Origin of the sequence: Paenibacillus sp. FSL R5-0527, from assembly GCF_038008055.1 — a bacterium.
GTDB classification, from domain to species: Bacteria; Bacillota; Bacilli; order Paenibacillales; family Paenibacillaceae; genus Fontibacillus; species Fontibacillus macerans.
This window is the reverse complement of the sequence record NZ_JBBOYI010000001.1, coordinates 5091767-5110143: the sequence shown is the minus strand read 5'-3', so window position 1 is coordinate 5110143 and position 18377 is coordinate 5091767. Positions and strand designations below refer to the sequence as shown.

Annotated in this window: 24 protein-coding genes and 1 riboswitch; of the genes, 21 read left to right on the top strand and 3 right to left on the bottom strand. The window is 54.6% G+C overall.

The window, feature by feature from the left end:
- The first annotated feature begins 60 nt into the window (after positions 1-60).
- A riboswitch (TPP riboswitch) is annotated at positions 61-164 on the top strand.
- A 181-nt stretch (positions 165-345) separates the two neighbouring features.
- The 6 genes from tenA to NYE69_RS22550 all read left to right on the top strand — a co-directional run bounded on the left by tenA (position 346) and on the right by NYE69_RS22550 (position 4864).
- Positions 346-1053, top strand: coding sequence for a thiaminase II (gene tenA / locus NYE69_RS22575; RefSeq protein ID WP_340928036.1), 708 nt, complete (start codon positions 346-348; stop codon positions 1051-1053).
- 19 nt (positions 1054-1072) lie between these two features.
- Positions 1073-1921 carry a hydroxyethylthiazole kinase gene (gene thiM / locus NYE69_RS22570; RefSeq protein ID WP_155620382.1) on the top strand — a complete coding sequence of 283 codons (849 nt, stop codon included), beginning with the start codon at positions 1073-1075 and terminating at the stop codon, positions 1919-1921.
- On the top strand, positions 1918-2745 hold the full coding sequence (gene thiD, locus NYE69_RS22565; protein ID WP_326045293.1) for a bifunctional hydroxymethylpyrimidine kinase/phosphomethylpyrimidine kinase: 828 nt from the start codon (positions 1918-1920) through the stop codon (positions 2743-2745). Before thiM ends, thiD begins: the two co-directional genes overlap by 4 nt.
- Positions 2742-3407 (top strand): thiamine phosphate synthase, encoded by a 666-nt coding sequence (thiE, locus tag NYE69_RS22560; protein ID WP_326045292.1) that lies wholly within the window; start codon positions 2742-2744, stop codon positions 3405-3407. Before thiD ends, thiE begins: the two co-directional genes overlap by 4 nt.
- Positions 3408-3680: 273 nt before the next feature.
- On the top strand, positions 3681-4274 hold the full coding sequence (locus NYE69_RS22555; protein WP_036621956.1) for an RNA polymerase sigma factor: 594 nt from the start codon (positions 3681-3683) through the stop codon (positions 4272-4274).
- A complete protein-coding gene (locus tag NYE69_RS22550; RefSeq protein WP_340928035.1) occupies positions 4271-4864 on the top strand; it encodes a zf-HC2 domain-containing protein in 594 nt (197 codons plus the stop codon). Before NYE69_RS22555 ends, NYE69_RS22550 begins: the two co-directional genes overlap by 4 nt.
- Positions 4865-4988: 124 nt before the next feature.
- Here the strand turns inward: NYE69_RS22550 and NYE69_RS22545 are convergent, their stop codons facing one another.
- Positions 4989-5567, bottom strand: coding sequence for a hypothetical protein (locus tag NYE69_RS22545; protein ID WP_340928034.1), 579 nt, complete (start codon positions 5565-5567; stop codon positions 4989-4991).
- 616 nt (positions 5568-6183) lie between these two features.
- Between NYE69_RS22545 and NYE69_RS22540 the strand changes: the two genes are divergently transcribed.
- Positions 6184-6780 carry a histidine phosphatase family protein gene (locus NYE69_RS22540; protein ID WP_340928033.1) on the top strand — a complete coding sequence of 199 codons (597 nt, stop codon included), beginning with the start codon at positions 6184-6186 and terminating at the stop codon, positions 6778-6780.
- A gap of 259 nt (positions 6781-7039) precedes the next feature.
- Here the strand turns inward: NYE69_RS22540 and NYE69_RS22535 are convergent, their stop codons facing one another.
- The gene (locus tag NYE69_RS22535) at positions 7040-7213 is read right to left on the bottom strand and encodes a hypothetical protein (RefSeq protein ID WP_340928032.1); all 174 of its coding nucleotides are present in this window, start codon (positions 7211-7213) and stop codon (positions 7040-7042) included.
- Between the two features lie 523 nt (positions 7214-7736).
- Here NYE69_RS22535 and NYE69_RS22530 point away from each other — a divergent pair.
- From NYE69_RS22530 to NYE69_RS22490, 9 genes are all read left to right on the top strand, one after another.
- Positions 7737-8825, top strand: coding sequence for a hypothetical protein (locus tag NYE69_RS22530; protein ID WP_340928030.1), 1089 nt, complete (start codon positions 7737-7739; stop codon positions 8823-8825).
- A gap of 69 nt (positions 8826-8894) precedes the next feature.
- A complete protein-coding gene (locus NYE69_RS22525; RefSeq protein ID WP_340928028.1) occupies positions 8895-9401 on the top strand; it encodes a gamma carbonic anhydrase family protein in 507 nt (168 codons plus the stop codon).
- A gap of 44 nt (positions 9402-9445) precedes the next feature.
- Positions 9446-9631, top strand: coding sequence for an IDEAL domain-containing protein (locus NYE69_RS22520; protein ID WP_036621966.1), 186 nt, complete (start codon positions 9446-9448; stop codon positions 9629-9631).
- 150 nt (positions 9632-9781) lie between these two features.
- Complete coding sequence (locus NYE69_RS22515; RefSeq protein ID WP_340928026.1) at positions 9782-10219, top strand: DUF2487 family protein; 438 nt, start codon at positions 9782-9784, stop codon at positions 10217-10219.
- Positions 10220-10393: 174 nt separating this feature from the next.
- Positions 10394-10936, top strand: coding sequence for a ubiquinol-cytochrome c reductase iron-sulfur subunit (locus NYE69_RS22510; RefSeq protein WP_340928025.1), 543 nt, complete (start codon positions 10394-10396; stop codon positions 10934-10936).
- 16 nt (positions 10937-10952) lie between these two features.
- Entirely contained in the window at positions 10953-11624 is a 672-nt protein-coding gene (qcrB, locus tag NYE69_RS22505; RefSeq protein WP_016311825.1) for a menaquinol-cytochrome c reductase cytochrome b subunit, read from the top strand.
- 42 nt (positions 11625-11666) lie between these two features.
- Positions 11667-12539 carry a menaquinol-cytochrome c reductase cytochrome b/c subunit gene (locus NYE69_RS22500; protein ID WP_340928022.1) on the top strand — a complete coding sequence of 291 codons (873 nt, stop codon included), beginning with the start codon at positions 11667-11669 and terminating at the stop codon, positions 12537-12539.
- Between the two features lie 65 nt (positions 12540-12604).
- Positions 12605-13231 carry a DUF1405 domain-containing protein gene (locus NYE69_RS22495; RefSeq protein WP_340928020.1) on the top strand — a complete coding sequence of 209 codons (627 nt, stop codon included), beginning with the start codon at positions 12605-12607 and terminating at the stop codon, positions 13229-13231.
- Between the two features lie 165 nt (positions 13232-13396).
- Positions 13397-14305: a sporulation protein YpjB gene (locus NYE69_RS22490; RefSeq protein ID WP_340928018.1), complete on the top strand. Its 909-nt coding sequence runs from the start codon at positions 13397-13399 to the stop codon at positions 14303-14305.
- Positions 14306-14398: 93 nt separating this feature from the next.
- Here NYE69_RS22490 and NYE69_RS22485 read toward each other — a convergent pair whose 3' ends face one another.
- A complete protein-coding gene (locus NYE69_RS22485; protein ID WP_328273366.1) occupies positions 14399-15268 on the bottom strand; it encodes a YitT family protein in 870 nt (289 codons plus the stop codon).
- A 155-nt stretch (positions 15269-15423) separates the two neighbouring features.
- Here NYE69_RS22485 and NYE69_RS22480 point away from each other — a divergent pair, with 155 nt between their 5' ends.
- The 5 genes from NYE69_RS22480 to bshB1 all read left to right on the top strand — a co-directional run bounded on the left by NYE69_RS22480 (position 15424) and on the right by bshB1 (position 18370).
- Positions 15424-15768 carry a nucleotide pyrophosphohydrolase gene (locus tag NYE69_RS22480; protein ID WP_328273367.1) on the top strand — a complete coding sequence of 115 codons (345 nt, stop codon included), beginning with the start codon at positions 15424-15426 and terminating at the stop codon, positions 15766-15768.
- 94 nt (positions 15769-15862) lie between these two features.
- Positions 15863-16393, top strand: coding sequence for a tetratricopeptide repeat protein (locus tag NYE69_RS22475; RefSeq protein ID WP_340928016.1), 531 nt, complete (start codon positions 15863-15865; stop codon positions 16391-16393).
- A 22-nt stretch (positions 16394-16415) separates the two neighbouring features.
- Positions 16416-17219: a 4-hydroxy-tetrahydrodipicolinate reductase gene (gene dapB, locus NYE69_RS22470; protein ID WP_036621986.1), complete on the top strand. Its 804-nt coding sequence runs from the start codon at positions 16416-16418 to the stop codon at positions 17217-17219.
- An 18-nt stretch (positions 17220-17237) separates the two neighbouring features.
- Positions 17238-17660, top strand: a complete 423-nt coding sequence (mgsA, locus tag NYE69_RS22465; protein WP_036621989.1) for a methylglyoxal synthase — start codon at positions 17238-17240, stop codon at positions 17658-17660.
- Positions 17657-18370, top strand: coding sequence for a bacillithiol biosynthesis deacetylase BshB1 (bshB1, locus tag NYE69_RS22460; protein WP_328273369.1), 714 nt, complete (start codon positions 17657-17659; stop codon positions 18368-18370). Before mgsA ends, bshB1 begins: the two co-directional genes overlap by 4 nt.
- The last annotated feature ends 7 nt before the right edge of the window (positions 18371-18377 follow it).

Below are 18377 nucleotides of genomic sequence, written 5' to 3'. Positions count from 1 at the left end.
TCAACGCGGATTGACACTCCAGGAAGATCCAGGTAAAGTAGTGATAGTGAATCGAATAGGAAATTCCACTAGGGGCGCCGTATTCGGCTGAGACAAGAGCGTATCTTGGACCCTTTGAACCTGATCTAGTTCGTACTAGCGTAGGAAAGTGGAGCCGGTATCGCGCCGTCCGCACGTTATCGCAAGTATCATGCGACAGGTTTTGCGCGTTCAAGCCGCTCCCTCTACGGGGCGGCTTTTTTGCTGTCTTGTAAGCGGCCCGCCTCTCACCCGCCCCTAAGCCCCCACGCCCCTACGGATGGATGCTCCTGTATCGCAGTTCACATTTTATCGGAGGTGGAGACGATGAGTTTTACGCAAATGCTGCGCCAGCGGGCGGACGAGGTTTTTGAAGCGATTTTTGAGCATCCTTTTGTGCGGGGAATCGCCGACGGCAATCTGCAGAAAGAGCAATTGATTCATTACGTCAAACAGGATTACGAGTATTTGAACGCGTACATGCGGATCTACGGGATCGCCATATCGAAGTGCGAAAGCCGCGGCGATATCGCCCTGTTCAACGAGCAGATCTCTTTTATTTTGAACAGTGAAATCCATCCGCACCAAAATTTTTGCGCTGTCGCAGGGGTCCGTTTTGAAGATCTGCAGGGTTTCCCCTTGGCGCTGTCCGCGCATCATTACATCCGCCACATGCTGACGGTGGCGCATGAAGGCAGTTTGGGCGAAATCTTGGCCGTGCTGCTGCCCTGCCCCTGGACGTATCTGGAAATCGGCCGCAAGCTGCTGGCGGAAGTGAGGCCGGTGCCGGAACATCCTTTTCACGATTGGATCCAGTTTTACGGCAGCCGGGTGACGGACGTGACGCAGCGGTTCCGGGACGTTCTCGACCAATGGGCGGAAACCGCGGCGGAAGCGGAACGGCGGAGGATGGAGGAGCATTTCATGCAAAGCTGCCAGCTGGAGTACCTGTTCTGGGACATGGCCTACAAGCTGGAGGAATGGCCGGTTCAAACGGGCCGGCGGAGCGATGACCCGTTGTCGCGGGCGCATTAACGAAGGGGGCGAACTACAAATGAGCATATTGGAAAAAGAATTATCCGCTTTGCTTACAAAAGTGCAGAACGCGAAACCGCTCGTGCACAATATGACCAACGTCGTCGTAACCAATTTTACGGCCAACGGCCTGTACGCGCTTGGCGCATCCCCGGTGATGGCTTACGCGCCGGAGGAAGCCGCCGATATGGCCAAGATCGCCGGCGCCCTCGTGCTGAACCTGGGAACGCTGTCCGCCGCCCAGGTCGAGGCGATGATCATCGCCGGGTCGTCGGCGAACGCCCATGGAGTTCCGGTGCTGCTGGACCCGGTCGGGGCGGGAGCGACGCGCTTCCGCACGGAATCGGCGCTGCGCATCCTGCGCGAGGTCAAAGTGTCGCTACTAAGGGGGAACGCGGCGGAAATCGCCCACCTGCTCGGGGAAAGCCGCGACATCAAGGGCGTGGACGCCGGGGAGAGCAGCGGCGGGGATCAGGCGGAGCTGGCCGTGCGGGCGGCGCGGAAGCTAAACACCGTCGTTGCCGTCACCGGACGCGAGGACGTGATCACCGACGGGAAGCTGTGCCGGGCCGTCAGCGGCGGGGACGCGCTGTTGACGCAGGTGACCGGCACGGGCTGCCTGCTCACGTCGGTGCTTGGGGCCTTCGCCGCGGTGGAACGCGACGTGCTGCTGGCCGGCACCGCCGGGCTGGCATTCTACGGCGCCGCCGCGTCCCGCGCCGCGGAGCGCACTGCGTCCGCCGGGCCCGGCAGCTTCCAGATCGCCTTCCTCGACGAGCTGGCCAAGCTGCACCCGCACTCGCTGAAAGGCCACGCGGCGGTCAGCGAGCGGGAAGCCTCCGCCGCCGGCGGGTGGTGGCTCGGATGAGCGGCGCGGTCCGGAAGGCGCTGACGATCGCCGGGTCCGACAGCGGCGGCGGGGCCGGCATTCAAGCCGACCTCAAAACGTTCCAGGAGCTGGGCGTGTTTGGCATGTCGGCGATTACCGCCGTCACCGTCCAAAACACGCTGGGCGTGCGGAACGTGTACCCGCTGCCGCCGGAGGCCGCGGCGGAGCAAATCGAGGCGGTCGGCTCGGACCTGGCCCCGGACGCACTGAAAACCGGGATGCTGTTCAGCGCCGAAATTATCCGCGCCGTGGCGGGGCAAATCCGCGCTTTCGGCTGGGTCCGGGTCGTCGTCGACCCGGTTATGATCGCCAAAGGCGGCGCCGCGCTGCTGCAGCCCGAAGCGGTTGCGGCGCTGAAGGAGTATTTGCTGCCGCTGGCGCAGGTGGTGACGCCGAATATCCCCGAGGCCGAGGCGTTATCCGGCATCCCGATCACCGGCATGGCCGGCCGGCGCGAGGCGGCTAAGCGCATCCACAGCCTCGGGGCGAAGCACGTCGTCATCAAAGGCGGGCATGACGAGAGCGGAAGGGGGCGGATCGTCGACCTGCTGTATGACGGCGCCGGTTTTACCGAGTTCGGCGGACGGCGGATCATGACGCGGCATACGCACGGTACGGGGTGCACCTTCTCCGCGGCGGTCGCGGCCGAGCTGGCGAAGGGAGCGGCCGCCGCCGAGGCGATATCGACCGCGCGGGCGTTCATTCAGGCGGCGATCGAAGACGAGCTTGGCCTGGGGCTGGGGCACGGCCCGACGAATCATTGGGCATACCGGCGCAGGAAGGAACAGGGGGTGCGGCCGTGAACGGGCGTATTTCAGCAGCGGCTATGCGCAAATCCCTCGGCGTGTACCTGGTGATCGGCAGCGCCAACTGCCGGCAAGATCCGCTGCAGGTGACCGAGCAGGCACTGGCCGGAGGCGCAACGATGATTCAATTCCGGGAAAAGGGGCCCGGCGCGCTGACCGGGGGGCCGAAGCTAAGGCTCGCCGCACAGCTGCAGGCCGCCTGCCGCAGGGCGGGGGTTCCTTTTATCGTTAACGACGATGTCGACTTGGCCCTGGCGATCGATGCGGACGGAATTCACGTTGGCCAGGACGACGAAGCGGCCGGCCGGGTCCGCGCGCGGATCGGGGAGCGGGTTCTCGGCGTATCCGCGCATACCGTGACAGAAGCCCGGCTGGCCATTCACAGCGGCGCGGACTATCTCGGCATCGGCCCGATCTATCCGACCGCGTCCAAAGCCGATGCCCGCGAGCCGCAGGGCCCCGGCTTCATCCGGAGGCTGCGCGAATGCGGCATTGAGGCGCCGCTCGTCGCGATCGGCGGGATCACGGCCGCAAGCGCCGGGGAAGTGATCCGCGCCGGGGCGGACGGAATCGCCGTCATTTCCGCCGTAACGCAGGCCGCCGATGTCCGCAAAGCGGTGGAGGAGCTTCACGCCGCCGCCGCTTTAGGCCGCGGATGAAATGACCAGAAAGCAAAGCAGGGCCATCCATGACGCGGACGGCCCTGTAATATTTTTCAACAAATGACCATGGGTTTATTTTTTAAATTCCGGCTCCTGTGGTATAATATGAATTGTTTTTGGCTATAATGTATGGCTTCGCCAAACGATTTCCAACGGAACAACAGAAGTTTACATAAACGACCGCAACTTTTTTGATCCTGTTCGGTAATAATTAATGTAAGAATCGAACGGGAAGAAGCACATGGAAGTGCGAGGAGGTTTCGCCCCGAAATGACCGATTCCCAGATGATACGCGAGATTAAAGAAGGCAACACGGAACTGTATTCGGAGTTGATGCGAAGGTATCAGCGAAAAATATTGGCTTTCGTTTATCACATGTTGAAAAGCGCTCAATTGGAGCAGCTTGCCGAAGATTTATGCTCGGAGACGTTCTACAAAGCGTTTCGCAGCTTGCATTCGTTCCGGGAGGTGGACGCTTCTTTCTCCACCTGGCTTTACACGATAGCACGGAATACAGTGCTTAGCGAACTGCGCAAACAGCGCAGCGGAAGTGTTCCGCTCGAAGAGAGCGGGTACATTCCTTTGGCGCCAATCGAGGTCGCCCCGGAACAAGCCGTTCTGCGCAGCGAGAAGGTTGGTATGGTGCGTGAAGCGATCAACAAATTGCCGGAGAAACAAAGGTCCGCTTTGATATTGCGCGAATACGATCAATTGGACTACCAGGAGATCGCCAGTATTTTGGGCCAGAGCGTCAGCGCCGTAAAATCGCTTTTGTTCCGCGCCCGAAGCAGCGTCAAAAGCCAGCTTGAACCCTACTTTTACGAACCGGTCTACGAGCATTACGAAGGGATGAAAAGCAGATGAATTGTAGAGAGGCCCAAGAACTGTTCGGTATGATGCGGGATTTGCCCGAACAACATCCCCAGCGTATAGAGCTGGAGCGGCATCTTTTGGGCTGCGAGTTTTGCAATACTGAGTACCATTACTGGCAGGAAAGCATGGACATGCTGCAGTACATACCCATAGAAGTGACCGAGGAGCAGGCCGAGGCCGTAAACCGTAAGGTTATGGACCGTATTTATGCGGAATCTCCGTGGCTGGCGCCGGATGTCAAGGCCGGCGTGACCCGAGGCTACCGCCGGCGGATTATCGGCTGGGCCGCCAGCTTTTTGGTCGTGTTCCTGTGCAGCTTTATTTTTCTGCTCGTGGACCATTCCGGCCAGCCCGAGGCTTCGCAACCGGCGACAGGCATCCTTCCCACAGCCGTTGCCGCTCCCGATGCGAAGACATCCGAGCCCATGTCGTTTACTCTGCCGAGCATTTCTCCGGGGATTGTTGAGCCGTTCGCCGCTCAAATGGGACCGGCCTATCCGCAATACTGGATGCTGCTTTCGATGGCGGGCATGCTGCTTGCTTTGATTTCCTGGAAAGGAATCCGCCGTTCCAAAAGATAATAAACGGGTTTGAAACGCTTCTTTCGCTACAAAAGCGGGCGGGGCGTTTTTTTCGTATACTCCTGGACAGGCATCGCTTTAGAGGGGATAAAAAGAGCTGCCGAGCGAGCTCGACAGCTGATCATTATTCCGCTTGCCCGGTTTGCATCGGTTCGCTATTTTCACTAAGAACATTTCCGTCCGTATCGAGAAAACGGATAAGCGGTTGTTTATCGTTTTTATAGTAATCGGAGTGTTCGTACAATTGACGGATAATCGGATCAAACAAGGCGGTCATAATCCCTACACCCAGTTCTCCGCCGGATTCGGCCGGGTCAAGAACAAACTCAATGGTTTGATCATCAACCATCTCTGCGCTTTTAAAAGGTGTCTCTTCTCCGTCTTCTGTGGGTTTAGCGAGTTCATCGAGAAATGCCTTGAAATCTTTGTGCGATAGAAGTACTTTTTCCCAATCACTGGCATCCATGCCTTCCAAACCTTTGGAATCCAGCAAATCCTTGCCTTGGCTTTCGGTTTCTTCATCTGCCGTTTCCACATGGTTTCTGGAATTCTCTTTGACGGACGCGTTTGTTGGAGTGGAGTTTGCGGGAGCGGTGTTAGCAGGCTCGCTGCTATCGCTTTTTCCCCCGCCGCAGGCCGCTAATGCGGAAAGCATTAGGATTGATGTCATCATTACAGCTAAACTTTTTTTCCATGGCTTCATCTTCTGTTACTACCCCTTTTCCCAAATGAAAATAAGGGCTCTGCCGAAAAAATGGCGCTTGAGCTATCGATGGAGCACGAAACACACTTCAATTTCTAACGGACTGTAAAGCCGCTATTTCAGTAAAATCGGGAGATTTCAGAAGTTACCGGGCACCAGAGCCGCTATTTTACCTGGAACTGCCGGTTTCTAGTCATTTTCGGGCCAATAAGGTCGCTGCGGTCCGTTAGAAAATAAAACTCCTGTTTTTTAGCGAAAAAAAGAGCGTCTCAGTCCGTTAGCCGAAGTTCGGCGACCACGGCTCTCTCAAAGGTCATCGTCAAGCGCTTTTTTAAAGCCGAGCCCTTTTTCCGCCTTGCGCGGGTAAAAAGACCTATTCACAACCTATGTATAAGAAAAAAATAGTCTTATAGATTTAGTATACGTTAGTTTTTCACAGAAGGCCAACCTAATAATGGAAATGGCGGAGCTGAACAATTCTATAATCGCAAGAAAAATTCCTTAGAACGCGGTCTGTCTCCTATGGGTGTACGCCGATATGAATTTTTCTTATAATAAAGAAATACTCGCTAAAGCCATATACGTTGAATGCGATGCACACATAAGGAGGATGATTATGCTTGTCGGGTTAATACGCCATGGACTTACCGACTGGAACGCGGCGGGAAAAATCCAGGGTCAAAGCGATATTCCGCTGAATGAAGAGGGTAGAAAGCAAGCGAAACGGCTGGCGCGCAGATTGCAGGAGGAAAAGGAGTACCGCTGGGATTTTGTCATTACAAGCGGGCTGTCGCGAGCCCAAGAGACCGGCTCAATCATTGCCGAAGCGCTGGGCATCCCGCTGTACGATCCCGATTCGCGGCTGATGGAGCGGGCGTTCGGCCAGGCCGAAGGGATGACGGCGGAAGAGCGTGAGACGTTATGCGGCAAAAATTGGAATGACCTGGAGCTGGGACAGGAAAAAGATGCGGATATTCGCAAACGCGCGCTTGCTTTTATGAAGGATTTGGCGGAGCGGTACCCGGACAATAACGTGCTCGTCGTTTCGCACGGCGGATTGCTTGCCCAACTGTATATCGCCTTGTATCAAAATAAATACAGCGAGCGGATCGGCAATTTGTCGTTGACGATTTTGGAGAAAAACGATGAAGATTGGCAAATGAGGTTGTACAATTGCACCCGCCATTTGGAAGAAGCGATCGAAGAAAGGTAATAGTATTCCGATTTTCATAGTGGAAAAGGGCATATAATTCGCCCTTCTCCAATTTCTCAATCAGCCCGCTTTTATCATCACAGCCACTACCAGGAACAGCCAACTTCTTCGCCGTATCTGATGATATAGTTATCTTTGTTCGTTTTATCATATATATAAGCTGCATCCATCGGGCCTTTTCGTCTTGGCAAAATCGGTTCCAACAGCGCGCCGCAAATCCTTGCCGTGGATCGCAAATAAATCCTTTATCTCGGCAGCGCTAAGCAGAAAGACCTTGTCCTCCTATCCGGGCAGCCCTCTCCGTTGAATTGTGAAGAACACGCCATTTAATCGCCAGTTCTTTACCGTCTACTGTTTGCGGATACGTACCAAACTTAATGAAGTCGCCGGGCTTTAGGTTCCGGTACGTTAAAGCAAAATGCCCCTTTTCCATTAAGTTTTGCCTCCCTGATTTTTCATTCCAACTTCAATCATATAACATTCGTGCAAGTTTTCAGGCTTGAGGACATGGAAGGCCGGCGGGTTGGTTGGTAGATCAATACCCGCTGTCCGGACGCTTTGCACGATTATCCCGTTTGGTCCGGAAGCAAAGAGGAAAATAAATTCAGGAGAAGAAAATACGTGTTTGGGAAATGCAGATACGTTCGAGATCGTTAGACAGGTATGTGAGAAGGAGGTTTTGGAGAAGTGAAGCAAACCTGACGGGAGGAATGGGGCAAGACACCGGGAAAAATGAAAGGACCGTGATATGATTAGCCCCCACCTTCCCCCCTGAACAAGAGGGATAATCGTGCAAAGCAGCATGCAGGGATACCAAGACACGAACGCTATCATAATTTATTTTGTCAAGCACTGATCTCGGTTCTGAGCCCTTTTTTTTGCATAAATTCGCATGCCGCGGAATAAACGCCGGTAAATAATCCCATAATGGAATTAAAACGGCGAGGCGGTAAACTATGAATCTGGCGGATATGCTTTCTTTTGCCGATATCGGACAGCTAAGCAGAATAGCGGATCATTACAGGTGCGAGTGCAGCGGTCATTCCAAGCATGAACTGATCCAGTCCATCCTGCAAACGGTGGGACGCCGCGATTTTATCGATCGGCACGTCAGCGCAATGAGCATGGAGGACTTGCGTTTCTTGAATTCGCTGTTATTCGACGGGCGCCGTCAGTTCAGCCTGGAGGAGCTGGTCGCTTGCGCGCAGGCGTCGCGGTTTACGCAGGATGCCAAAGACCGCGAGAGTCCGCGGGAAATGATCGCCAGGTTCCGGCAGCGCGGCTGGTTGTTTAACGGAACCACCCATCAGACCCGCTACCTGTTTGAAGTGCCCGAGGACTTGAAGCGGCGGTTCAGGGAAGCGCTGGAGGCCAGGTTTAAGTCCGAAGTGGCATCGGCGCCGGCCGAACCGCCGGTCTACCGGGAAGAGCCGGACATGCTGGCTGCCGATCTGCTGGTGTTTTTACGGTATGTATCCCATCATGACGTCCCGCTGAACAATGAAGGCGTGATGTACCGGCGAAACCAGCTGCAAATTTTGGAGTCACTGCACGTGTCCGAAGCGCTGGCCGGCAAGGGCTGGAGGTTCGGGTATGGAAGGCGGTTCAAGGATTATCCCAACCGGTTTGCTTTGCTGTACGATTATGCCTACCATTGCCGTTTCATTCAAGAGAATGGCAGCCAGCTAGAGTTGACGGAGACCGGAAACTCGTATCTGGCGGAAGGCAAAAAAGAGCCGGCGATCCAGCTCGTCCGTTTTTGGTTAAGGCTGTACAAAGGTCCCATTCCCAATTTGCTGTCGCTTGTCTATTGGATCGAGCGCTGTTCGAAACAGTGGGTGACGGTGTCCTCGCTGTACAGCAGAATAGAATCGCTGATCAAGCCGTTTTATTATGACGCTCCCGCATCGATATTCGAGGAACGCATCCTGATCATGATGCTGCATCTCGGCATGGTGCGCATCGGGGAGAACGAACAGCGCGAACGCTACGTTCAGGCGACGCCTTTTGGCCACGAAGCGGTGGCGCAGCTGCAGGAGAAATAGGTTTGACAACGCCTGAAGGTACTGCTACAATCACTCCCAAATTCTAGGCTAAAGGGGAGCGTGAGCAGTGTGTTGATTCGTTATCAAGAAAAGCTGCCGGTCGTGGATGCAAGCGTGTTTGTCGCCGATGGCGCCAAACTGATCGGCAATGTAACGGTGGGCAGTATGGCCAGCATTTGGTACAATGCCGTGCTGCGCGGAGATTTGGCGGAAATTGTGATCGGAGATCGGACGAACATCCAGGACGGCGTGGTCGGACATGTCAATACATCCCAGCCGTTAATCGTAGGAAACGACGTATCCGTCGGACATTCCGCGATCATTCACGGTTGCCGTATAGGCCATGGCACATTAATCGGGATGGGGGCGATCGTCCTAAACGGCGCCGACATCGGTGAATATGCTTTAATAGGAGCAGGTTCGGTAGTTACGGAAAACAAAAAAGTTCCCCCCTATACTCTTTCTCTGGGCTCGCCGGCCAGAGTCGTACGCGAACTGACGGAAGAAGACCTGCAGCGCATGAAGCGGACGGCGGAAAGTTATGTGGCCAAAGGAAAAGAATATAGGATCACTTAAACTTTTTAAACTTGTTTTAAAACCATGGTTTGGAGGTGCATCCTATGGATCAGATGAAGGTTACTTATGAAGCAATGCTTGGTTTGGCGGCAGAAATGATATGGGACGAAGCGCTCCGGAAGCATCGCTCGGAACAAATCTACAGCGAAATCGATACCGCCTTGGCGAATGGCGATGAGGTTGCCTTCCGGCTCCTGACGGATGAACTGAAGACATTGGAAGAACGTTGAAATCGGATCATCCGCAGCAATATATAATGTAGAAAAAGGTCGATCGGCGACGAAAAAACGCTGCTCGATCTTTTTTATCGAAGATGGCATTGTCAATCGTTCGTGTTTATAATTGGGAAGGAAAATCATCAGCAAAGGGGATATGGATGTATGAAATTCAGTGAAGTGGAGGCTTCCGGGTGGGAGGAGCTGCGCCCGTATTTGGACACCTGCCTCGTCCCGGTCACGGGATTAACCGGTTTGGAACGGCCGTATGAAGTGACGGAAAAATTGGAAAGACTTAAAAGTGTCATGGATTGGGTGGAAATCCCTTTTAAGGGCAGAGTCGTCACATATCCCTCGATTCAATATACGGGAGACCGTTTATCCCAAGCGATCAACAAGGTTTGCGAAAATGTCAAGCGGAGCGGATTTGCTTATGCGATTGTTATATCCGCCGACCTGGATTGGGCTGACGAGGAGCTGCCGAATGCCGATCTTATCATCACGCCGGGACGGTTTTCCAATCCCGATCCGGATGGCGGATCTGCGGCCGGACGGGTAAAGGAAAAAGTCCAGCATTTGTGGACAGGCGGGTCAAGGGACTGAATGTGACAAATTATTGACATTTTTAAGCAGGGCAAGGTTTTGCCGCCGGAAAAAGATGTGTCAAATTCTTGACGCTCTTAAAACGCTAATATATTATTAATATGTCTTAGACGATGTTGTGATTATTGTCATTGAAAGTCAGGAAGAATTGGTTGCAAAGGGGGTTGAAGACATATGAACAATCAGCACGACCAGCATGAATCATCGCACAAACCGCCCATTCGCAAAGAAATGTCCCGTCGGCAATTTCTTACATACACCCTTGGGGGCGCCACTGCATTTATGGTGGGTGGTGTGACGCTGCCCATGGTTCGGTTTGCCGTAGATCCAATTCTGCACAAAAAAGGCGAAGGCACTTTTGTAAAAGTGGTTGAAGTCAGCAAAATTACAAATGAGCCGCAGGAATTCTCCTTTGAATTGCAGCAGCAGGATGGATGGTATCAAAGTACGGCATCGCTTACGGCGTGGATCCGTAAAGACGAGAGTGGAAAAATTTATGCGCTTTCACCGATCTGTAAACATTTGGGTTGCACGGTTGGCTGGAACAATGACAAAAATTTTCCGAACGAATATCATTGCCCATGCCATGGAGCGCATTACACGATCGAAGGCAAGCAGCTGGCGGTTGCGCCGAAGCCGCTTGACGAGTACAAGGTCATGGTGAAAGACAATTGGGTGTATTTGGGTCAGACGATCCCGAATACGATCGTGAAATAAGGAGGCGTAGATACGGATGTTTAAAAACGTATACAACTGGATTGACGAACGTCTGGATATCACGCCGATTTGGCGGGATGTCGCCGATCACGAGGTTCCGGAGCACGTTAACCCGGCGCATCATTTTTCCGCTTTTGTTTATTGCTTCGGCGGCTTGACGTTTTTTATTACGGTCATCCAGATTTTATCGGGGATGTTTCTGACGATGTATTACGTTCCCGATATCATCAACGCTTACGCCAGTGTCGAATATTTGCAGACGCAGGTGGCCTTTGGCCAGATCGTCCGCGGCATGCACCACTGGGGAGCGAGCTTGGTTATCGTTATGATGTTCTTACATACCCTTCGCGTGTTCTTTACCGGTTCCTACAAGGCGCCGCGCGAAATGAACTGGGTTGTGGGCATGCTGATTTTCTTCGTCATGATCGGGCTAGGCTTGACGGGATATTTGCTGCCGTGGGATAACAAAGCATACTTTGCGACAAAGGTTACTTTGGAAATCGCCAACTCCGTTCCGGTGCTCGGTCCGGTCATTAAAGAACTGCTGCAGGGCGGTACGATTGTCGGCGCGGAAACGCTGACCCGTTTCTTCGCGATTCACGTGTTCTTCCTTCCGGCCGTGCTGTTGATCCTTCTGGTGGGGCATTTCATTATGATCCGCCGTCAAGGGATTTCCGGCCCGCTATAAGTTACCTCTAACTAAAAATGGAGAAGGGAGGGCATAGAGGTTATGGCCCACAACAATTCGAAGGAAAAGATCGTATACGTCGGAGATTCGCGTGTGCGTAAAGGCAACGGATTTATCACGCCTCCGGATTACACGGCATACCCGGGTAAATCCGAAGCGTTTATCCCTAACTTCTTGCTGAAGGAATGGATGGTAGGCGTCGTGGTGCTGGTCGGCTTTTTGGTGCTGACGATCGCCGAACCGGCTCCGCTGGGTTATCCGGCCAATCCGACCGCTTCGGTCATTCCGATGCCGGACTGGTATTTCTTGTTCCTGTACCAATTTCTGAAATATCCGTACGCATCGGGCGATTACGTCGTGCTCGGCACGCTTGGGATTCCCGGGGTTGCTTTCGGCAGCCTGCTGCTGGCGCCGTTTTTGGACCGCGGTAAAGAACGCCGCTTCTACAAACGTCCGATCGCTTCCTCGCTGATGTTCCTTTCGCTGGCGTCGATCGTTTATTTGACGAACTTCGCCTGGACGCATTACCAGGAGGAACTGAAAGCTACGGGGCAAGTTCCGGAGCATATTCAGCGGGAAGAAGAGGCGCGGGAGAAGCGGGAGCAAGGCTTGCCGACTTCCAATGCGCCCAAACAGCAGGAAGTGGCGATCGTGGATAAGGATGATCCGGCGATGGAAACCTACAAGAAAGCGACTTGCGTTTCCTGCCACGCGGCTGACCTGAAAGGGGCTGCCGGTCCTGCCTTGCGCGGTGTAGGCGACAAACACAGCAAGGAAGAAATCATGTCGATCATCAAAGAAGGCTACAACGGCAAAATGCCGGCCATGTACGACACGGCGATCGGCGCCGGGGTAACGGACGAGGAACTCGACCATTTGGCCGAATGGCTTGCGAAACAAAAAACGGAACAGTAAAATAGGAAGTATGCGAAAACCTGATCGTTGATTCGATCAGGTTTTTTTGAGGAAGGAGCAGTCCGTTGAAATTATCGTATTTCTGGAGCCGGGCCTTTTTGGCGTCCCGTCCGATTTTATGGGCCTTATTCGTATGCAACTTGCTGGGCACGGTTTACGGGTATATTTGGTACGATGGGCAGCTGCGGTATACCTGGGAGAACCATCCGCATTGGCAGATTATATTTGTGCCCGACAGCCCTACGGCCAGTCTCTTTTTCACGTTAACGCTGTTGTTTCTTCTGTTTCCGCGGGCCCTGGGGAGGTTTACGGGGGTTCGATCGCTGCTTGAAGGACTGGCTGTCGTGACAAGCGTGAAATACGGCGTATGGGCGGTGTCGATGATCTTTGCCGGCGCTTACCAGGGCGGCCCGCTGGTCTGGCAGGATTGGATGCTGGTCGCATCGCATTTGGCGATGGCCGTTGAAGCGCTGCTGTACGTGCGTCTGTACCGGTTTGGGCCGATCATGCTGCTCGGCGCCGGGGCTTGGACGCTGCTGAACGATACGGTCGATTATACATATGAAGTGTACCCGTGGCTGCCGGAAACGTTGTGGGACGATGTACCTGCGGTTACGGTGTTTACCGTCGCTTTGACCGCCGCCAGCGTTGTCGCGGGGTGGTTGGCGCTGAAAGGCGCAAAGAGAGCCTAGTAGACGATTTTGGAAATAAGACTAATATAGAACAAAGTGATCAACTTTTAATCGCGAAACAGGTCACGAAGCGGACTTGTCATCGAATCTTTGAGCATGTACTTAAACGTTGAAGGTTCTACCCATGGACAGCCTGCCATACGATGATGGTAGGGAGGGATGTCCGTGAAAACGAAAGGAAAGCTCGGGTGGCTGCTTGTGCTGTTGCCGCTGCTGCTGCTGGCAGGCGGTCCGGCGGCCGCGGCCTCCCCGGCAGAGAAGGGGTTAGACGGCGGCACGGCCCCGGCTCCGGTCTCGCAATTGTCCGACGAAGAGCGCGGGGATAAACTGAAGCAGCTGGAAACGGCGGCGGAAGCGCTGTACGGCCATATGCAGCAAGGGCGCGTCGAGGAGGCCCATGCCGAGATGAAACGGTTGATCGCCGCGCTTGAAGGCGTTTCTTTTAAAGGCTTGACCTCGGTGGAAGGCATTCATGCGCTTGCGGAAAGCATTATGGACGCGAGAGAAACGCTTGCCCGGTCCGAGATCGTCCCCGATGAGTGGTCGCGCTCTTCGGCCGTGCTGCGGCTGGCCGTAAACAGCCTGCTTCATAAGGACAAGGGGTTATGGCTGCAATATTACAAAGTAATGGCCGATGACATGCAGCGGATGAACAACGCCCGTGTAGGGGGGCAATCGGAGAAGCTGCACGCGGCGTTTGTGAATTTGCAGCAGCATTACGAGACGATCCGCCCGGCCGCCGTCATTCGTCGCGATCCATCCACGGTCAACCGGTTTGATTCGTGGCTGTCTTACGCCGAACGGCTTAGCAACGACCAACCGGTGGACGAAGCGGCGCTTAAGGAGGCGATTCGCCAGGGGGAAAGCGCGTTGAAGGCGCTGTTCGGCCGCAAAGGCGAAGAGCCTGTGTTCCTGCCGATCACCGGTTACGAAAATCCGTGGTATTGGAGCGGTTTGATCGGATTATGGATCGTGCTCGCTTTAGGATACACGGGCTTACGTAAATTCCAGGCCGCTCAGACGGTCACAGTGGTAGGCAGAACCGACGAGGATTCGTACCGGTACCGCTTTTAACACCGCGAAATAGCCGGTGGCAAGGGAGCATTCCACCCCCCTGCCACCGGCTATTTTTTGGTCTTGTAGACGGTTGCCGTGGTATTTTTCGCCTTAATCTTCCTTAAACCCTTCCCCGTGCACGTCATGCACATCGCTGATAATGACGAACGCCCGCGGATCGACCGACTTGGCGATGCGCTGAAGCCGCCGGATTTCCTGCCGCGACACGACGCAGTAGGCCATATGCTTCGCCTGTTTGGAGTAGGCGCCGATCGCCGGTATCAGCGTGACGCCGCGCTCCATCTCCTTCGTGATGATGTCGGCGATTTCCGGGGCGTGATCGCTGATGATCGTAAACGCCTTGGCAGAATATGCGCCTTCCTGAATGAAATCGATCACTTTGGAGGCGATGAACACGGCGACCAGTGTATACAAAATATTCTCCTTCCTAATGTAGAACAGCGACAACCCGATGATGATCACGTCCAGCGTCAGGATGACCTGGCCCATGCTGAACCCGAATTTCCGCCCCAAAATCCGGGCGACGATGTCCGAGCCTCCGGTTGTGCCGCCGAAGCGGAAGACGATGCCGAGGCCGGCGCCCAGCGTCACTCCCGCGTACAAGGAAACGAGAATATAGTCGGTTTTTGTTTCAAACGGCAAAATCCAGCCGTGATCGATCAGCCGTTCGAACAGCCACAAGAAAAAAGAAAGCGAGCCGATGCCGATGCCGGTCCAGACGATGGAGCGACCACCCAAAACTTTCCACCCAAGAAGAAAAAGCGGAATGTTCAGCAGCAGGTTGGAGAGCGACGGCGAAATGCCAAACGCATAATTGAGCAGCAGCGTAATCCCGGTAACGCCGCCTTCCATCAATTGATTCGGCAGTATAAAATAAAGAAGTCCAAACGCGTATACCGCGGTTCCGAGCAATATCGGCAAAAGCGTTTTGAAAAAAACGGCCAGCTTGTTGGAAACCATCCGATCCCTCACCTGTTCCAAAGGATGAACCTTTGCATTTTTTAACCTATATTAGTATACCTTTTTCCGCCCCGATTAAAAAAGGATTTGTTTTCGCCCCGCCTTTACGATAACATAGGGAAAAACGGGATTATTGTCGGAGGGATAGGCGCTTTATGACGTTGAAAGAAAAAACTCTGGCGGAGATGCAGCGCGAAGTAGACCGGTACATATCGCAGTTTAAGGAAGGCTACTTCAGCCCGTTGTCCATGCTGGCCCGCATGAGCGAAGAAGTAGGCGAGCTGGCCCGAGAGGTAAACCATACGTATGGGGAGAAGCCGAAAAAGCCGGATGAAGCCGAAAACTCCATCGAGCTGGAACTCGGCGATATTTTATTTATTACGATCTGTTTCGCCAATTCCCTGGGCATCGACCTGACGGAGGCGCATGACAGAGTGATGCACAAATTCGCGACCCGCGACGCCGGCAGGTGGACGAAAAAGGACACCGAACAACCATAACTTTCATATGCTGTCAGTATGATCATCCCTACAAGAGGATGTTCAAAAAGTCATGGCTTTTTGAACACTTACTATAGAATAGGGGGGACGGCGTATGAAGGCGGAGGAATTTTTGTATAAAGCTTACCGGAGCATCTACGAAAACGACTTTGAGCAAGCGCAGCATTGGTTTGAGCAGGCGCTGGCCGCCGAGCCGGATCATGCGGATATCCATTACCGTTACTCGATTACGTGCGCCCGCAGCAACCGCTTGGACAAAGCGCTGATGCATGCCAGGCTGGCTGCGGCTTTGGCCCCGGACCAGGAGGAATACAGGCTGCATTATGACCGGCTGCAGTCGATGGAATTGACGCATATGGCCAAGAAACGGCTGGAGGGCCGCGAAGAGAGCGGCAGGAACGCGGCCGAACCGGCCACGCGCATGCTCAAGCGGGCCGTGGAGCTTGATCCGTTATCCGTGGATGCTCAGGTATGGCTGGCGATCGCCTACGGGGAGCTGGGGCGGTATGAGCAAGCTTTGCACGCCGTGAGAGAAGCGGCCGCGCTGCCTGTGGACGCCGGTATAGCGAACGAGCTGCAAGAGTTGGAGCAGCGTTTCAAATCCAAAATCAAACAATCATCATAGTAAAGAATGCGAGGAGATGTACATGTCGGATCCGATTAAAGTTGCCGTGGCCGGCGCGGCTGGCAGAATGGGGAAGGAAGTCGTTAAAATGGTGCTTGAGGACCCCGATCTCCAGCTGGTGGCGGCCGTTAGTGTATCGAAAGCCGGGCTGGACGCCGGAGTTGTGGCCGGCCTGCCGGAATGCGGAGTGGCGCTGTCAGACAACCTGGAACAGGCTTTGGCGGAGCATCGCCCGCGGGTGCTGGTTGATTTCACGACGCCGGCGTCCGCTTTCTCCAACACCGAACTGGCGATCCGGCTCGGCGTTTCTCCGGTTGTCGGCACGACCGGGTTCACCCCGGAGCAAATCGAAGAGTTGGACAAGCTGTGCCAAGCCCGGGGGATCGGCGGATTGATCGCTCCGAATTTTTCGATCGGGGCCATCCTGATGATGAAATTCGCGGCGCAGGCGGCGAAGTATTTCCCGCATTTGGAGATTATTGAATACCATGGGGATCAGAAGCTGGACGCCCCTTCGGGGACCGCGGTGAAAACGGCCGAACTGATTGCGCAAAACCGGCAGGAGCTGCGGCAGGGCAATCCGCACGAGGAAGAAACGATCGAAGGGGCGCGCGGCGGGTATTACAACGGCTTCCGGATTCACAGCGTGCGGCTGCCGGGCGTGTTCGCCCAGCAGGAGGTTATTTTCGGCGGCTTTGGCCAAACGCTGAAAATCCGCCACGACTCTTATGAACGGGCCGGATATATGCCGGGGGTTAACCTGGCGATCAAGAAGGTGCTGGAATACGAAGGCATGGTTTACGGATTCGACTATTTTGTTGAATGATAAGGAGATTATGACCGTATGATAAACATTGCATTTATTGCTCATGATCGTAAAAAAGAAGATATCGTTAATTTCGCCATCGCTTATGAACATGTGTTTAAGGATAAAAAGCTGTACTCCACCGGAACGACGGGCAAACAAATTATGGAGAATACGAGCTTGAAAATCCACCGTTTCCTGTCCGGCCCGCTGGGCGGCGATCAGCAAATCGGATCATTGATCGCCCAAAATGAAATGGATCTGGTCATTTTCCTCCGCGATCCGCTGATGGCTCAGCCGCACGAGCCGGACATCACGGCGCTGCTGCGCCTGTGCGACGTGCACGGCATTCCGGTCGCCACGAACATGGCCACGGCGGAAATTTTGGTGCGGGCGCTGGACCGCGGCGATTTCGCCTGGCGCGAGCTGGTGGAACAGTATAAACCGGGGCTGGGACAATGAACGGGCCGCTGGATATTTTGATTTTCGGCGCGCATGCCGACGATGCCGAGATCGGAATGGCCGGCACGATCGCCAAACACGTTCACGCCGGATACCGGGTCGGCATTTGCGATTTGACGGAAGCCGAGCTGTCCTCCAACGGCAATCCCGAGCTGCGCAAGCAGGAAGCGGAGCGGGCCGCGCAGGAGCTTGGTTTGGCCGTGCGCCTGAATTTGGGATTGCCGGACCGCGGGCTGTCCGGTACGCCCGAACAAATCGCCGCCGTGGCCGAAACGATTCGCGAGCATGCGCCGCGTATTGTGTTCGCCCCTTATTGGGAAGACCGGCACCCCGATCATATCGCCTGCAGCAAGCTGGTGGAGGAGGCGGTGTTTAACGCCAAGCTGCGCCGTTATATGCCGGACAAGCCGGCGGTTCAGGAGCCGGAGCTGTACTTTTATTTCATCAACGATTGGAAGACGCCGGACCTGGTAGTGGACGTCAGCGATTTTTATGAGGCGAAAGAGCGGGCGCTCGGCTGCTATCGTTCCCAATTCGGGCAAGGCGCTCCCGGCGAGGATGTCGCCGAGACGCCTTTGAACCAGGGGTATGTCGAACGCGTCAAGGCCCGGGACGCGCTGCTCGGGCAGCGGAAGCTCATTCCGTACGCCGAAGGTTTTGCGGTAAAATCGGCTTATCAAGTTAATCTATTCGGGTCCCGACGCACATAATCATAAT

What these genes read in the sequence shown, in the direction of transcription:
- tenA (WP_340928036.1), top strand. Translation starts at nt 346, where the DNA reads ATGAGTTTTACGCAAATGCTGCGCCAGCGGGCGGACGAGGTTTTTGAA.
- thiM (WP_155620382.1), top strand. Translation starts at nt 1,073, where the DNA reads ATGAGCATATTGGAAAAAGAATTATCCGCTTTGCTTACAAAAGTGCAG.
- thiD (WP_326045293.1), top strand. Translation starts at nt 1,918, where the DNA reads ATGAGCGGCGCGGTCCGGAAGGCGCTGACGATCGCCGGGTCCGACAGC.
- NYE69_RS22555 (WP_036621956.1), top strand. Translation starts at nt 3,681, where the DNA reads ATGACCGATTCCCAGATGATACGCGAGATTAAAGAAGGCAACACGGAA.
- NYE69_RS22550 (WP_340928035.1), top strand. Translation starts at nt 4,271, where the DNA reads ATGAATTGTAGAGAGGCCCAAGAACTGTTCGGTATGATGCGGGATTTG.
- NYE69_RS22545 (WP_340928034.1), bottom strand. Translation starts at nt 5,567, where the DNA reads ATGAAGCCATGGAAAAAAAGTTTAGCTGTAATGATGACATCAATCCTA.
- NYE69_RS22540 (WP_340928033.1), top strand. Translation starts at nt 6,184, where the DNA reads ATGCTTGTCGGGTTAATACGCCATGGACTTACCGACTGGAACGCGGCG.
- NYE69_RS22535 (WP_340928032.1), bottom strand. Translation starts at nt 7,213, where the DNA reads ATGGAAAAGGGGCATTTTGCTTTAACGTACCGGAACCTAAAGCCCGGC.
- NYE69_RS22530 (WP_340928030.1), top strand. Translation starts at nt 7,737, where the DNA reads ATGAATCTGGCGGATATGCTTTCTTTTGCCGATATCGGACAGCTAAGC.
- NYE69_RS22520 (WP_036621966.1), top strand. Translation starts at nt 9,446, where the DNA reads ATGGATCAGATGAAGGTTACTTATGAAGCAATGCTTGGTTTGGCGGCA.
- NYE69_RS22515 (WP_340928026.1), top strand. Translation starts at nt 9,782, where the DNA reads ATGAAATTCAGTGAAGTGGAGGCTTCCGGGTGGGAGGAGCTGCGCCCG.
- NYE69_RS22510 (WP_340928025.1), top strand. Translation starts at nt 10,394, where the DNA reads ATGAACAATCAGCACGACCAGCATGAATCATCGCACAAACCGCCCATT.
- qcrB (WP_016311825.1), top strand. Translation starts at nt 10,953, where the DNA reads ATGTTTAAAAACGTATACAACTGGATTGACGAACGTCTGGATATCACG.
- NYE69_RS22500 (WP_340928022.1), top strand. Translation starts at nt 11,667, where the DNA reads ATGGCCCACAACAATTCGAAGGAAAAGATCGTATACGTCGGAGATTCG.
- NYE69_RS22485 (WP_328273366.1), bottom strand. Translation starts at nt 15,268, where the DNA reads ATGGTTTCCAACAAGCTGGCCGTTTTTTTCAAAACGCTTTTGCCGATA.
- NYE69_RS22480 (WP_328273367.1), top strand. Translation starts at nt 15,424, where the DNA reads ATGACGTTGAAAGAAAAAACTCTGGCGGAGATGCAGCGCGAAGTAGAC.
- NYE69_RS22475 (WP_340928016.1), top strand. Translation starts at nt 15,863, where the DNA reads ATGAAGGCGGAGGAATTTTTGTATAAAGCTTACCGGAGCATCTACGAA.
- dapB (WP_036621986.1), top strand. Translation starts at nt 16,416, where the DNA reads ATGTCGGATCCGATTAAAGTTGCCGTGGCCGGCGCGGCTGGCAGAATG.
- mgsA (WP_036621989.1), top strand. Translation starts at nt 17,238, where the DNA reads ATGATAAACATTGCATTTATTGCTCATGATCGTAAAAAAGAAGATATC.
- bshB1 (WP_328273369.1), top strand. Translation starts at nt 17,657, where the DNA reads ATGAACGGGCCGCTGGATATTTTGATTTTCGGCGCGCATGCCGACGAT.